Annotated in this window: 12 protein-coding genes; 6 read left to right on the top strand and 6 right to left on the bottom strand. The window is 46.3% G+C overall.

From position 1 onward, the window contains the following. Nucleotides 1-99 precede the first annotated feature (99 nt). From ubiG to CRO03_RS00365, 5 genes are all read left to right on the top strand, one after another. On the top strand, nt 100-813 hold the full coding sequence (ubiG, locus tag CRO03_RS00385; protein ID WP_097109612.1) for a bifunctional 2-polyprenyl-6-hydroxyphenol methylase/3-demethylubiquinol 3-O-methyltransferase UbiG: 714 nt from the start codon (nt 100-102) through the stop codon (nt 811-813). 351 nt (nt 814-1164) lie between these two features. Continuing rightward, nucleotides 1165-3450 (top strand): class 1a ribonucleoside-diphosphate reductase subunit alpha, encoded by a 2286-nt coding sequence (gene nrdA, locus CRO03_RS00380; protein WP_097109611.1) that lies wholly within the window; start codon nt 1165-1167, stop codon nt 3448-3450. Nucleotides 3451-3521: 71 nt separating this feature from the next. Next, nucleotides 3522-4652 carry a class Ia ribonucleoside-diphosphate reductase subunit beta gene (gene nrdB / locus CRO03_RS00375; protein WP_097109610.1) on the top strand — a complete coding sequence of 377 codons (1131 nt, stop codon included), beginning with the start codon at nt 3522-3524 and terminating at the stop codon, nt 4650-4652. Between the two features lie 6 nt (nt 4653-4658). Further along, on the top strand, nt 4659-4913 hold the full coding sequence (yfaE, locus tag CRO03_RS00370; RefSeq protein WP_097109609.1) for a class I ribonucleotide reductase maintenance protein YfaE: 255 nt from the start codon (nt 4659-4661) through the stop codon (nt 4911-4913). A 66-nt stretch (nt 4914-4979) separates the two neighbouring features. Continuing rightward, complete coding sequence (locus tag CRO03_RS00365) at nt 4980-5957, top strand: tetratricopeptide repeat protein (protein WP_097109608.1); 978 nt, start codon at nt 4980-4982, stop codon at nt 5955-5957. 59 nt (nt 5958-6016) lie between these two features. On the opposite strand, the gene CRO03_RS00360 is transcribed toward CRO03_RS00365, so the two are convergent. The 6 genes from CRO03_RS00360 to CRO03_RS00335 form a co-directional block, all read right to left on the bottom strand. Further along, nucleotides 6017-6586, bottom strand: coding sequence for a YceI family protein (locus tag CRO03_RS00360; RefSeq protein ID WP_097109607.1), 570 nt, complete (start codon nt 6584-6586; stop codon nt 6017-6019). A 24-nt stretch (nt 6587-6610) separates the two neighbouring features. Further along, nucleotides 6611-7162, bottom strand: a complete 552-nt coding sequence (locus CRO03_RS00355) for a cytochrome b (protein WP_097109606.1) — start codon at nt 7160-7162, stop codon at nt 6611-6613. A gap of 97 nt (nt 7163-7259) precedes the next feature. Continuing rightward, entirely contained in the window at nt 7260-8177 is a 918-nt protein-coding gene (gene trhO / locus CRO03_RS00350) for an oxygen-dependent tRNA uridine(34) hydroxylase TrhO (RefSeq protein ID WP_097109605.1), read from the bottom strand. Nucleotides 8178-8281: 104 nt separating this feature from the next. After that, the gene (locus CRO03_RS00345; RefSeq protein ID WP_097109604.1) at nt 8282-8929 is read right to left on the bottom strand and encodes a LysE family translocator; all 648 of its coding nucleotides are present in this window, start codon (nt 8927-8929) and stop codon (nt 8282-8284) included. Nucleotides 8930-8998: 69 nt separating this feature from the next. After that, nucleotides 8999-10333 (bottom strand): NAD(P)/FAD-dependent oxidoreductase, encoded by a 1335-nt coding sequence (locus tag CRO03_RS00340; protein WP_097109603.1) that lies wholly within the window; start codon nt 10331-10333, stop codon nt 8999-9001. Then, nucleotides 10333-10902: a GNAT family N-acetyltransferase gene (locus tag CRO03_RS00335; RefSeq protein WP_097109602.1), complete on the bottom strand. Its 570-nt coding sequence runs from the start codon at nt 10900-10902 to the stop codon at nt 10333-10335. Before CRO03_RS00335 ends, CRO03_RS00340 begins: the two co-directional genes overlap by 1 nt. Nucleotides 10903-11080: 178 nt before the next feature. Here CRO03_RS00335 and CRO03_RS00330 point away from each other — a divergent pair, with 178 nt between their 5' ends. Then, complete coding sequence (locus CRO03_RS00330; protein WP_097109601.1) at nt 11081-13711, top strand: TonB-dependent receptor plug domain-containing protein; 2631 nt, start codon at nt 11081-11083, stop codon at nt 13709-13711. Nucleotides 13712-13766: the final 55 nt, after the last annotated feature.

The following is a 13766-nucleotide window of genomic DNA, read 5'->3' as shown; positions in this document are numbered from 1 at the left end:
ATGGCAGTTGCCATGCCTGTTATGCATGCCAAAACCTGTCGGCTATTTGCTGAAACAGATCAAGGCTTTATAATGGCAAAAATTTTAAAGGCCTGAACCATGACACAAAATATAAATGTTGATCCAGCTGAAATTGCAAAATTTAATGATATTGCCGCCCGCTGGTGGGATCAGGACGGTGAATTCAAACCATTGCATCTGTTAAACCCTACCCGACTGGGCTATATCAGCGATATTGCAGGCGGCGTTTTTGGCAAGTCTGTGGTCGATGTTGGTTGTGGCGGCGGTATTTTGGCTGAAAGCCTGGCCCGCAGTGGTGCTGAGGTAACTGGCATTGATATGGCTGACGATGCCCTGGCTGTAGCCAGATTACACGCACTTGAAACTGGTGTTACCCTGAATTATCAGCAAAGCACCGCTGAAGATTTTGCCACCAGTCAAGCCGCTACTTATGACATTGTTACCTGTATGGAAATGCTGGAACATGTGCCAGAACCCGCGTCGGTGGTAAAGGCGTGTGCAGATTTAGCCAAGCCTGGTGGTTTACTGTTTTTTTCTACCATTAATAAAACGGTAAAAGCTTACGCTATGGCGATAGTAGGTGCTGAATATATCCTGCGGCTGGTACCCAGAGGCACACATCAGTTCAGCAAGTTTATCCGCCCATCGCAGCTCATGCGTGATATCGAGCAGGCGGGGCTGGAGCTGGTTGATGCCACCGGCTTGCACTTTAACCCACTGAATAACAGCTTTAAAACCGGCCCAGGGCTGGATGTAAATTACTTTGTTGTAGCACGTAAGCCCCTAAACTGATCAATTGCCAACTTTTTATCTGGCAGGCAAATTGACGCCTGCCAAATAGCCAGTTGCACTTAAAAGCAGCTGCTTAGAACAAATAATTTTATAACCAAGAAAAAGCTTGCTTCATTTTTGCGATTTCTCTGACAGGCGTTATCAGGTTAGTAGCTACTAACCGACAACTATTACGGTTTTTTTTTCAACAAATTGCGCCCTTGCAAAAGCCGTCAATCCACACTATCTTGTGATCAGTTTTAAATTTACACCTATATGTTGTGCAAAACGCCAGCAAGCAGGTGCGTGTAATGGGCCGTGCGCTAACGGGCTGTCAGTTAATAATAACTATTGAAACGGAACTCTTCAGCGATGACGCAAAATCTCTTTGTCACCAAACGTGACGGACGCCGTGAACCTCTCGATTTAGATAAAATTCACCGGGTCATTACCTGGGCCGCCGAAGGCTTGCATAATGTGTCAGTTTCTCAGGTTGAACTGAAGTCACATATTCAGTTTTATGATGGCATAAAGTCGGCTGATATTCATGAAACCATTATTAAAGCCGCAGCCGATCTGATTTCTAAAGACAGCCCGGACTATCAGTATCTGGCTGCCAGATTAGCCGTATTCCACCTGCGCAAAAAAGCCTATGGCCAGTTTGAACCGCCGCATCTGTATGACCATCTGGTTAAGATGGTAGAAGCCAAGCGTTACGATCAGCACATACTGGCTGACTACAGCCGGGAAGAGTTGGAGACAATCAACGGTTTTATCGATCATAGCCGCGATTTAAACTTCAGTTATGCTGCTGTTAAGCAGCTGGAAGGTAAGTATCTGGTACAAAACCGGGTAAGCGGTGAGATCTACGAAAGTGCCCAGTTTTTATATATTCTGGTGGCAGCTTGTCTGTTTGCCAATTATCCGAAAAGCACAAGACTAGACTTTGTCCGCCGTTTCTACGATGCGACGTCGATGTTCAAATTATCTCTGCCGACGCCAATTATGTCTGGTGTGCGTACCCCTACCCGTCAGTTCAGTTCTTGCGTGCTAATTGAATGCGGCGACAGCCTGGATTCAATTAATGCCACCTCCAGTGCCATTGTTAAGTATGTATCGCAGCGCGCTGGTATTGGAATTAACGCGGGCCGTATTCGCGCGCTGGGCAGTCCAATTCGCAACGGTGAAGCCTTCCATACTGGCTGTATTCCTTTCTATAAACATTTTCAGACCGCTGTAAAAAGCTGTTCTCAAGGTGGTGTACGCGGTGGTGCGGCAACTTTATTCTTCCCACTGTGGCATTTGGAAGTTGAATCGCTGCTGGTGTTGAAAAACAATCGGGGAGTGGAAGAGAACCGGGTGCGCCATTTAGATTACGGTGTACAGTTTAATCGGCTGATGTATACCCGGTTAATTAAGGATGACTACATTACGCTGTTCAGCCCGTCAGACGTACCTGGCCTATACGATGCGTTTTTCCAGGATCAGGAACAGTTTGATAAGTTGTATGTAAAATATGAAGCAGATAGTAGTATTCGTAAAAAACGCATTAAAGCGTTAGAACTATTTACCCTGTTTATGCAGGAACGGGCCAGCACCGGCCGTATTTATCTGCAGAACGTTGATCACTGTAATACTCATAGCCCGTTTAATCCGAAACTGGCGCCGGTCCGGCAAAGTAATTTGTGTCTGGAAATCGCCTTGCCAACTAAACCGTTAGAACATGTTAACGATCCGAACGGTGAAATTGCGCTATGTACCTTATCGGCCTTTAACCTTGGCGCCATAACCGAGCTTGACGAGCTGGAAGAACTGGCCGAGTTAGCCGTACGCTCATTAGACAGTTTACTGGATTATCAGGATTACCCTATTCCGGCAGCTTACCATGCCTCGATTAGCCGTCGTACCCTGGGTGTTGGGGTAATTAACTATGCGTACTATCTGGCGAAAAATGGTGTTAAGTATTCTGATGGCTCTGCTAATGGTTTAACCCACCGTACTTTTGAGGCTATTCAGTACTACCTGTTAAAAGCGTCAAACAAGCTGGCACAGGAGCAAGGCCCCTGCCCTAAATTTAATGAAACAACCTATGCCGAAGGTATCTTGCCTATCGACAGCTACAAAAAAGATCTCGATAAAGTCTGTGCAGAACCATTGCAGCTGAACTGGGAACAATTGCGTAAAGATATTTTGCAGTTCGGTTTGCGTAACTCGACGTTATCCGCGCTGATGCCATCAGAAACGTCATCGCAAATTTCTAATGCCACTAATGGCATTGAACCCCCGCGCGGTCATATCAGTGTTAAAGCCAGTAAAGACGGCATTTTAAAACAGGTAGTGCCTGAGTATGAGCGCTTAAAAAACCAGTATGAACTGCTGTGGGATATTCCATCAAATGATGGCTATCTGAGCCTGGTGGCGATTATGCAGAAGTTTGTCGACCAGACCATTTCGGCTAATACCAATTATGACCCCAACAAATTCGATGGTGGCCGGGTACCGATGAAGCTGTTATTAAAAGACCTGCTTACCGCATATAAGCTGGGGGTGAAAACCATGTACTACCATAACACCCGCGATGGTGCAGCTGATATGCAGGAAGATATTAAACCTGAGCAGGAAGACGACGGCTGTGCCGGCGGGGCCTGCAAAATTTAACACGGAAAAGTCATCGCTCCGCTCTGGCGGAGCGTAGTAACAACAGGTTTTGAATCAGGATATATACAGCAATGGCGTATACTACCTTTAATCGCGAAATTAATAATCAACTGAAAGAACCGATGTTCTTTGGTAATGCAGTCAATGTGTCACGCTATGATCAGCAAAAGTACCCTATCTTTGAAAAACTGATTGAAAAGCAACTGAGTTTCTTCTGGCGGCCTGAAGAAATTGACGTTAGCAAAGATCGGATAGATTTCCAGAACCTGCCTGATCATGAAAAACATATTTTCCTGAGCAATCTGAAATATCAGACCTTGCTTGACTCCGTGCAGGGTCGCTCGCCCAATGTGGCATTTTTGCCAATAGTCTCTATTCCTGAACTGGAGACCTGGATTGAAACCTGGGCATTCAGCGAGACTATCCATAGTCGTAGTTACACCCATATTGTCCGCAATATTACGTCAGAGCCGCATAAAGTGTTTGACGACATTATGCTTAATGAAAAGATTCTGGAGCGCGCTGATGATGTAACCCGCTATTATGATAGCCTGATTGACGGCATTAACCTATATCAGCGCTGTGGTGAGGGTGATCACCAGATTAATGGTCAGACAGAAAGTATCAGCCTGCGGGAACTGAAAAAACGTTTGTATATTTGCATGCTGTCAGTCAACGTGCTGGAAGCCATTCGGTTTTACGTCAGTTTCGCTTGTAGCTTTGCCTTTGCTGAACGAGAACTGATGGAAGGCAACGCTAAAATCATTAAGCTGATTGCCCGTGATGAAGCGCTGCACCTTACCGGTACCCAGCATATGCTGAATATTATGGCAGCCGGTGAAGACGATCCACAGATGGCGGAGATTGCCAAAGAATGCGAAGAGCAAGCCTATGCCATTTTCTTAAAGGCTGCAGAGCAGGAAAAAGACTGGGCTCAATACTTATTTAAAGATGGTTCAATGATTGGCCTGAATAAAGATATCCTGTGCCAGTATGTTGAATACATCACCAATAGCCGGATGCAGGCAGTTGGCTTAAAAGCCCGTTTCAGTACCACTCAGAACCCTATCCCCTGGATTAACGCCTGGCTGGTGTCAGATAATGTTCAGGTTGCGCCACAAGAGTCTGAAATCAGCTCGTATCTGGTTGGCCAGATAGATAATGAAGTCGACGGCGCTGAATTCGGCGATTTCGATCTCTAATCAGGAATGCCACAAATAATAATTACAGGGCGAGCTGCTATCAACTTTGATGGCAGCCAACCTACCATTTTACATAGCCTGGAACAACAGCAACAAGATGTCAGCTACCAGTGTCGCGAAGGATACTGCGGTGCCTGTCGCTGTAAATTAATTAGTGGTCACATTCAGTATTTACATGAACCATTGGCGTTTGTTCGCCAGGGCGAGTTTTTACCCTGTTGTAGCATTCCTGCTACAGATATTAAAATTGAAATCCCCTGAACCACTGGTGTTTTCTCACGATATATCGCACACTTACCTGGTGTTTTTGCTAAAAGGCTGGTTGCAATGAAGATAGCGTTGTTTGGGTTATTATTCAGTTTCACGGCTTTTGCCATCGAGCTTGAACAGGCAAACAGCTGGTATGAACAAGCTCAATATCGGAAAATAATCACTGAAATTGAGCAGCAGCCAACGTTTCAACAAAACCCCGATCTCACTGCGTTTTATGTACAGGCAATGTTTAATTTACGCCAGCGCGAAGAAGCCAATACCTTACTGAACCAGCTAATCATTAAACACCCGCAGCACAGCGAGTTGCTGTACCTGGCGGGGATAAACAAAATCGTGCTTGCCTCAGGAGGCAATATTTTCAACGCCCGCCAACGAACCAGTGACGGTCTGCAGCTAATTGTCCGGGCAGTGACTGTCGATCCTCATAATTATCCGGCACAGCAAGCTCTAATCAGTTTCTATCAGACCGCCCCGGCTACAGCAGGTGGTAGCAAAGAATTAGCGGCTGAACAGGCTACCTTGCTGGCCGCGCTGGACCCGCTGCAGGGTGCACTGGCCCAGGTGCAAATGTTAATACTGGAAGAACGGCTTAGTGAAGCGGTAGCGCTTATCGATAAACACTTAACTGCAACACCAAACCAACCCGACTTGTTAGCCAGCAAAGCCAGTATTCTGGCAAGACAAGATGCGTTTCTGGTAGCACAACAACTGTACAGCAAAACGGCTGAGTTCAGCGTCAAACCAAACCAGCGATACAGCGCCTTATATCAGGTCGGCCGCCTGGCAGTTCTCACTGAAAACAATGTGTTAGAGGGTATTACCTCACTGTCTGAATATATTGGCTATTACAAAGACTCCGATCAAAGCCGGCTAAACTGGGCAAAATTGCGTTTAGTACAGTTATTTATGTTGGCGGGTAGTGAAGCACGAGCTGAATTATTATTTGCCGACATTGCCAATACCACCAGCGCAGACCAAGATTTTATGAATTTAAAAGAACAGGTTAAACTGCAGCTGGCACCACCACTGTGACACAGGCGCCAACCACAGGCTGTATTTATTGTAAGGTTTTAGTCAACAAAGGCTGTTTACTACTGACGGATACCTTCAACCGTCAGGTCCAGATAAACCGTGGATGATGCAGGCCCTAAGTCATAATTGATACCAAAATCTTTCAATTCAAATGACGTTGTGCCGGCGAAACCAGCGCGATAACCGCCCCAGGGATCACTGCCTTCCCCCAGTTTTTCTGCAGCAATCATTACTTCTTTAGTGACGCCGTTCAGAGTCAGGTTACCGTACAAATCAAAATTGTCGCCCTCTTTTGCAACAATTCTGGTGCTGGTAAAGCTTGCTTTGGGGTGCTTGGATACGTTTAGAAAATCAGCACTGCGTAAATGTTTATCTCGCTCAGCGTGGTTTGAATCAATACTGGCTGTATCAATTACTAAATTTATTTCTGAGTCAGCTAGCTTAGCCGCATCATAACTGAACTGACCCTCAAAGGTGTTAAACCGGCCATATAACCAGCTATAACCAAGATGGCTTATTTTAAACTGGACAAACGCATGAGCGCCGTCGGTATCAACTTTATAGTCAGCAGCGTTGGCTGTAAGGCTTAATGTAGCGGCTATCGCCGCGGCAAGTAGTTGTATTTTCATTCTATGGCTCCTTGGATTGCAAAGTTAACGGGCAGAGCGCCCAAACATTCGTTTCAGGGTAAAATCTTTATCAATAAAATGATGTTTAAGCGCTGCCAAAGCGTGCAGCAGACTAAGTGCAATGACAACATAGGCCAGGTACTTATGTACGATACCGGCCCTGTCTGCCTGTTGCGGGAATAATTCGCCAAAGCCAGGGACGTCAAACCAGCCAAATACCGAAATTGGCCGGCCGTCGGCGGTGGAAATAAGATACCCGGACAACATAATCAGCAGCATCAGCAGGTATAGCAATGTGTGTGTCAATTTGGCGAGCCGTTTTTCGACTAAGCTATGCGACTTAAGTGGCGCCGGGGTTATGGAAGAGTAACGCCACAGTAATCTGAGCATTACGACCCCAAATAGTAAAATTCCCACACTTTTATGCCAGTAAGGCGCTGTACGGTACCAATTACTGTAATAAGTGAGATCTACCATCCAGTAACCCAAAGCAAATAGCGAGTATATGCTTAGAGCAACCAGCCAGTGTAAACTGATACTGATGATACCGTAGCGGGATGAAGAGTTAGTGAGCATACTGCCCTCCTTGCATAAGGGCAGAATAGCTCAACTAAAGAGAATTAAAATTGCATTTAACAACAAAAATATATCTATTTTATAGAACGATTAGCGATCACTTGTCCAACTTGCCATCACGAATATGTTTTTCGCCACGGGCGTTAGCCAGCGCTACCTGCTTTTGCCGCTCAGCAAATGCCGCTTTTTGCTCCGCAGTGGTATGACTGACACAATGCGGGCAACTCAAGCCTTTGACATAATCATTTGAGGCCATTTCCGCAGCTGACAATGGCATTCGACAAGCATAGCACTGGTCATAACTGCCCTGCTCAAGGCCATGTTTAACCGCAACCCGTTGATCGAATACAAAGCACTCACCCTGCCACAAACTTTGTTCAGCCGGCACTTCTTCCAGATACTTTAAAATGCCACCGTCAAGATGATACACCTCATCAAAGCCCTGCTCTTTTAAAAACGCGGTGGATTTTTCACAACGAATACCGCCGGTACAAAACATGGCAACTTTTTTATGTTTGGTTTTATCGAGATTTTCAGCCGCCCAGGCTGGAAACTCCCGGAAAGAGGTTGTATTGGGATTAACAGCGTTTTTAAAGGTACCAATAGCAACTTCATAGTCATTGCGGGTATCAATCAGCAAGGTATCCGGATCGCTGATTAACTGATTCCAGTCATCGCCTTTAACATAGGTACCGACAATGTGTGCTGGATTGATGCCTGCAACGCCCATAGTAACAATTTCGTTTTTCAGTTTTACCTTAGTACGGTAAAACGCAGGCTCATCGGCAAAGGACTCTTTATAACTGAGATTGGCAAAACGAGGATCGTCAGCAAACCAACGATTTACAGCGTCTATTCCTTCACGTAAACCACAAATAGTGCCATTTATGCCCTCAGCAGCCAGTAACAAGGTACCTTTAACCCCATTGACCGCCATCACATCATACAATGGCTGACGCAGCGCCTGATAATCAGGCAGATTAACAAATTTATATAAAGCAGCAACAACGTACATAGTTCACCTCTTGCAACGCCGGACCGTAAATCCGGAGCAAATTAACAACGGCCGGCATTATACCGATCATCCGCCTGCTGGCAAAGGTTACAAGCTTAACTTAATTAACCACCTACGTTGTTGCCAAAGCTACTCAATAGAAGTTGCGCAGCCAACGCCACTAATAACACCCCCATTAATCTGTCAAACCAGTAGCCCTTCAACAACAAAAAACCACGAACCTTAGTGTTGGTCAGTGCAAAAGATAACAAACAAAACCAGGCCGCCGTCGCCACTGCCATATATAAACCATAAATAAGTTTATAACTAAACGGCGTATCAGCAGAAATAACAACAGCAAACAACGACAGAAAAAATAGCGTGGCTTTAGGGTTTAAGCCATTCGTGATAAAACCGGCGCTGAATGCTTTAAAACCCGCAGGCCTGACTTGTTGCTCCAGCGCAATAGCGTCAGCAGTAGCCGGGGCTTTAGCGCGCAATGCGCCCTGGGCCAGATAAAGCAGATAACAGGCGGATAACACCGTTAGTAGTTGAAAAAGCCAGGGGGTAGTTTTAATTAATACTCCTATTCCGACCAATGAATAGGTGACATGCAGCAGAATTGCCAGACCAATCCCCAGACTGGCATACACTGCCGCGCGACGGCCGAACCGCACAGCGTAGCGCAATACAATCGCAAAATCCGGCCCGGGGCTGGCTACTGCCAGTAAATGCACGGACGCAATAATAAGAAATTCTGGCCAGAACGACATAGTTAATCAGCCTTAAAAAAGCATCATTGTAGCAAGGCGTCAGACATACGCCAGTAGCAGCTACTACTGTTACAGAAAATGATCTTTAAAACGGCCCCACTGATAATACAATTGCTGGCCCTGGCGACGAAATGCAGTCATCGGAAATTCTTTTAAGCCACTTTGATAGATTGGTAATGCAGGCAGCACCTTACCGGTTACCAGTTGCGCCAACCGCTTGCCGGCATGTGCACTGAACGACAAACCACTGCCACAATAACCAGCAGCATAAAATAAATTAGGCTCTGGCGAATAAATCCTAGGTAAATCATCAAATGATACCCCTACCCAGCCGCTCCATTGGTATTGGTAATTAAGCTGTTCCAGCCCGGCAAAACTGAGTTTCAATGCTGCCAGTAATCGCCGCGCATACAATGGATCGGCGGCGGCTTTGCCTGTTATAGCACCTCTGCCACCAAACAATATGCGGTTATCGGGAAGCAGTCGATAGTAATATTTCAGCGTTCGGGTATCCATCATAATACTGTGTTGCTGCCAATTAACTTGTTGTAACTGTTGACTATTAAGCGGCTCGGTCACTATTATACTGCTCAGCACGGGCAAACAACTGTTATTAAGCGCGGGATACAAGCCTCTGGCAGTATAGGCATTGGTAGCCAGCACCAGATTGCTGGATCTGATAACAGCCTGCGGTGTGACAACTTCAAAGCCTGTTTGACACCGTTTAAAGCTCAATACCGGGCTTCGTCCATACAGTTTTGCTCCCGCTTCTACAGCCATTCTGCTGTAACCCTGAGCAAGCGCTAACGGATTTAAGCCATAACAATCAGGGAATGACAAAGCCGCATAGGCTTGCTGGTGGTTAACTACCGTCTGTTGCAGCTCTGACTTATCAAGATATCGCACCGGATAGGCGAAATGTTGTTGCAGAAATTCGGCCTGACGGGCCAGATCTTTTGCTATGCCGGGCTTATGGGCTAACTTATAGTAGCCAACCGGCTGAGGCTGACAATTTATATTACCCACTTCAATCAGCTGATTCACTCTTGCAATTGCTTCACCGTATTCCTGATGAAAAAGCCTCGCCGTATCCAGACCAAATTTGTCAGCTAATTGAGCAAGCCCTAATCTGCCGGTACCTCTGAGCACAAAGCCGCCGTTACGACCACTGCAACCCCAGCCGGGTTGCAAAGCTTCTATTACCACAACGTCACGTTGGTGATTTGCTGCCAGCTCGTAGCCACAGTTTAAACCTGTATATCCTGCACCAACTACCACGGTATCACAGCTTATATCCTGAACAATTGCAGGATAATTGACCTGTTCAGGTGTCTCAGCTTGCCAGTAGCTGGCAACATCAGCTTGATTACTGTTCAGCTGAGAGTCGACATAGGGATCGTACATCAGCAATTACCAGCAAAAGTCAGTGCCATCTCTGCCGCAGTACAGTGGCACTCGCTACCACAAATTGGACAAACATATCCTTCAGTCTTGCACAGATGTAACCAACGATCAGGGTGAATTGTAATCAGTTTAGCACCGGCCTTACTGAAATAACGCTGAGCGGCATTACCCGGGCTTTCCCGCCAGATATGGGCCAGGCCTGCTGTAGCACCTTGTTGACACAATGCAGACACAGAAACTTTTAATAATGCTGACCCCAGGCCTTGTCCCTGTAATTCCGGGGCAACGGCAACTGACTTAAAATATGCCATCTTCTCGGGCGTGACAGGCCATAATTTGACGGTACACCATTCGTCCTGAGGCCATTGACCCGCAGCAAAACTTAGTCGATACCCCACTACTCTGCTTTCAGATAACGCAACAAAACTTGCATTTATGCCATGTTTAATTCCACGTTGGTACAACCCCGTTAACTTAGCCAGATCCAGGTAGTTATCACCGTGTACCCGGTTCGCAAGTTGCATAACATCCGCAAAGTGAGCAGGCTGCATTTTTGCAATCGATTTCATAAACCCCCGTTACAGCTGGCTTGCAGCTGCTATTTGTAACAATTTGTCCCCATATAATCGACCAATGTCGATAAAACTGCGATGGACAACCGCTTGATTTTAAAATAAGGTTAATTTGGCGCTTATGAACAATAAGCGTTATCTAGTGATAATCAAAAAAATAATCCAGGAAAACACTATGAAACACAACAATAAATATCATCCCGTTGCGCATGCAGTTAAGTATGCCATAGCAACCACTTTTGCGTTAGGTATAGCAAGTGGTGCAGCTGTCGCTCAGGAAGAGAGTGATACGGCGAGTAAAGAGCAAAATATCGAAAAAATTGCTGTGGTAGGTAGTCGTTCTGCACCGCGTTCTATTGGTGATTCACCGGTGCCAGTAGACATTATCGGTGGTGATGAACTGGCTAAAAGCGGTAGTTCAGACATGCTGAACATGATAACCACCGCCGTACCTTCTTTAAACGTCCATTCAAACCCGATTAGTGATGCAGCTACCCTGATAAGGCCCGCCAACCTGCGCGGTTTGTCTGCAGACAGCACCTTAATTCTGACAAATGGTAAACGGCGACATAAAGCCTCTGTTATTGCCTTTTTAGGTGGTGGTATTAACGATGGTGCCCAGGGCGCCGATATTTCTGTTATCCCGGGTATTGCACTGAAGCAGGTAGAAATATTACGTGATGGCGCTGCTGCACAGTACGGCTCTGATGCTATTGCTGGTGTTATCAACTTTGTCTTAAAAGATGCTGCTGACGGCGGTAGTTTTGAAGTTAAACACGGTGAATATTATGAGGGCGATGGCACTTCAACCGAATATGCTGCCAATATTGGTATGCCATTAACTGACGATGGCTTTGTTAATATCAGCGCTCAGTACAAAAATTCTGATGCCACCAGTCGTAGTGTGCAACGCGCTGATGCCCTAGGTTTCATTGCCGCCGGCAATAATTTTATCGCTCCGATTACCCAGGTTTGGGGTTCGCCGGAAATTAAAGATGACATTACCATTTTCGTTAACTCAGGCCTTGACCTCGGTAATGGTGGCGAAGCCTATATGTTTGGTAACTACTCCGAACGTGACGTTACCGGCGGTTTTTACTACCGCAACCCGCATAACCGGCCAGGCGTATTCTCAAATGATGGCGGTGAGACATTGCTGGTTGCGCAGTTAGATCCAAACATTGCCTGCCCGACTGTCAATATCACCAGCGGTAATGTACTGGATCAGGCCGATTATGCCCTGATAGCAGATCCAAACACCGCAGTTGGCCAGAACTGTTTTGCCTTCAACGAGCTGTTCCCTGGCGGTTTTACCCCAACTTTCGGTGGTAATGTAACGGATACTGCACTTGCCATTGGTACCAAAGGCGAATTTAAGGATGGTTGGTTTAAAGATATTATGTACGATTTCAGTGGCTCTGTTGGCCGCAATGAATCGACCTACAAGATGACCAACACAGTCAATGCTTCTCTCGGCCCAGAAAGCCCAACTGAATTCAACCCGGGTAAATATATTCAGTTAGAAAAAACCTTCAGCGCCGATTTTGTAAAATTTGTTCCTGCGGGTTTGTATGAAGATTTAACGGTAGCCTTTGGTGCCCAGTGGACTGAGGAAAGCTTTGAAGTTGTTGCCGGCGATGTCGCCTCCTTCGCCGTTGGCCCTTATGTAGATCAGGGTTTCAGTATTGGTTCAAATGGTTTTCCAGGCTTTAAACCAGAAGATGCCGGGGTGTATACCCGTCGTAATTACGCCGCGTATGTTGATATGGAAGCAGAAGTATCTGAAGCATTATTACTTGGTCTGGCGCTTCGCTACGAAGATTATGACACCTTTGGTGACACCACCAATTACAAACTGACCGGTCAGTATCGGTTAAATGATGATTGGGCACTCCGCGCCTCTACCAGCAGTGGCTTCAGGGCACCGACAGTGGGTCAGTCAAACGTCAGTAACGTCCAGACCAACCTGGAGTCAGGTGTACTGGTTGACTCAGCGTTGCTGCCACCAACTAACCCTATTTCATTGCAATTAGGCGGCCAGGAGCTAACGCCGGAAGAATCAACCAGCTATGCTTTTGGTATGGTTTACAGTTACAACAGCTTCTTTGTTACCCTCGACTATTACAACATCGAAGTTACTGATCGGATAAGCCAGTCCAGCAAAATTAACCTGACAGATGCTGATCGTGATGCACTGCGCGCTGCGGGTGTCAGAAATATTGATTCTATCCAGCAGGTCAGCTTCTTTACTAATGACTTTGATACCACTACTCAGGGTATCGATTTAGTCGCCAATTATGCAATGGATATTCTAAACGGTCGCGGTACCTTCAGCCTGGCGTATAACTGGAATGAGACAGAAGTTGACCGGATCAGCACCCCACCTGAAGGACGGCCAGCCATTACCGGTCCGGACAAGGTTTCCCGCTTAGAGAATGACCTGCCTAACCACCGGGCAACACTGAGCTGGAACCAAAGCTGGGATGACTGGAGCTTCTTCGCACGGGCTAACTACTATGGTGAGTACCAGGGCGTGCACGTCGACTGGGTTGGCTCACCTGCCGAGCCGGGTACTGAGGTTAATGCCGCAGCAAAAGTCACCTTCGATGCTGAAGTAAGCTACTACGTTACTGATAATTTCGTATTGGCCGCAGGTGCGCAGAACCTGTTTGATGCTGAGCCGGAGAAACTGCAGCTAACCCAGGCGGGTGTTGCCAATAATGAATTTGGTGGTAAGTACTATGAAACCTCGCCAATGGGTATTAATGGGGGTTACTATTACGTCAGAGCAAGCTATAAGTTCTGATTAAATGTGTTAGCAGTATGTAAAACTGCCCTCAATTGAGGGCGTTTTTTTTAGA

The organism is Arsukibacterium tuosuense (genome assembly GCF_900215315.1).
In the GTDB taxonomy this organism is placed as follows: Bacteria; Pseudomonadota; Gammaproteobacteria; order Enterobacterales; family Alteromonadaceae; genus Alishewanella; species Alishewanella tuosuense.
Note: the sequence above shows the minus strand (reverse complement) of the source record. Positions and strands in the feature narration are given on the sequence as shown.

Bases quoted from the DNA above. Each gene is read 5' to 3' on its own strand.
- ubiG (WP_097109612.1), top strand. From the start codon at position 100: ATGACACAAAATATAAATGTTGATCCAGCTGAAATTGCAAAATTTAAT.
- nrdA (WP_097109611.1), top strand. From the start codon at position 1,165: ATGACGCAAAATCTCTTTGTCACCAAACGTGACGGACGCCGTGAACCT.
- nrdB (WP_097109610.1), top strand. From the start codon at position 3,522: ATGGCGTATACTACCTTTAATCGCGAAATTAATAATCAACTGAAAGAA.
- yfaE (WP_097109609.1), top strand. From the start codon at position 4,659: ATGCCACAAATAATAATTACAGGGCGAGCTGCTATCAACTTTGATGGC.
- CRO03_RS00365 (WP_097109608.1), top strand. From the start codon at position 4,980: ATGAAGATAGCGTTGTTTGGGTTATTATTCAGTTTCACGGCTTTTGCC.
- CRO03_RS00360 (WP_097109607.1), bottom strand. From the start codon at position 6,586: ATGAAAATACAACTACTTGCCGCGGCGATAGCCGCTACATTAAGCCTT.
- CRO03_RS00355 (WP_097109606.1), bottom strand. From the start codon at position 7,162: ATGCTCACTAACTCTTCATCCCGCTACGGTATCATCAGTATCAGTTTA.
- trhO (WP_097109605.1), bottom strand. From the start codon at position 8,177: ATGTACGTTGTTGCTGCTTTATATAAATTTGTTAATCTGCCTGATTAT.
- CRO03_RS00345 (WP_097109604.1), bottom strand. From the start codon at position 8,929: ATGTCGTTCTGGCCAGAATTTCTTATTATTGCGTCCGTGCATTTACTG.
- CRO03_RS00340 (WP_097109603.1), bottom strand. From the start codon at position 10,333: ATGTACGATCCCTATGTCGACTCTCAGCTGAACAGTAATCAAGCTGAT.
- CRO03_RS00335 (WP_097109602.1), bottom strand. From the start codon at position 10,902: ATGAAATCGATTGCAAAAATGCAGCCTGCTCACTTTGCGGATGTTATG.
- CRO03_RS00330 (WP_097109601.1), top strand. From the start codon at position 11,081: ATGAAACACAACAATAAATATCATCCCGTTGCGCATGCAGTTAAGTAT.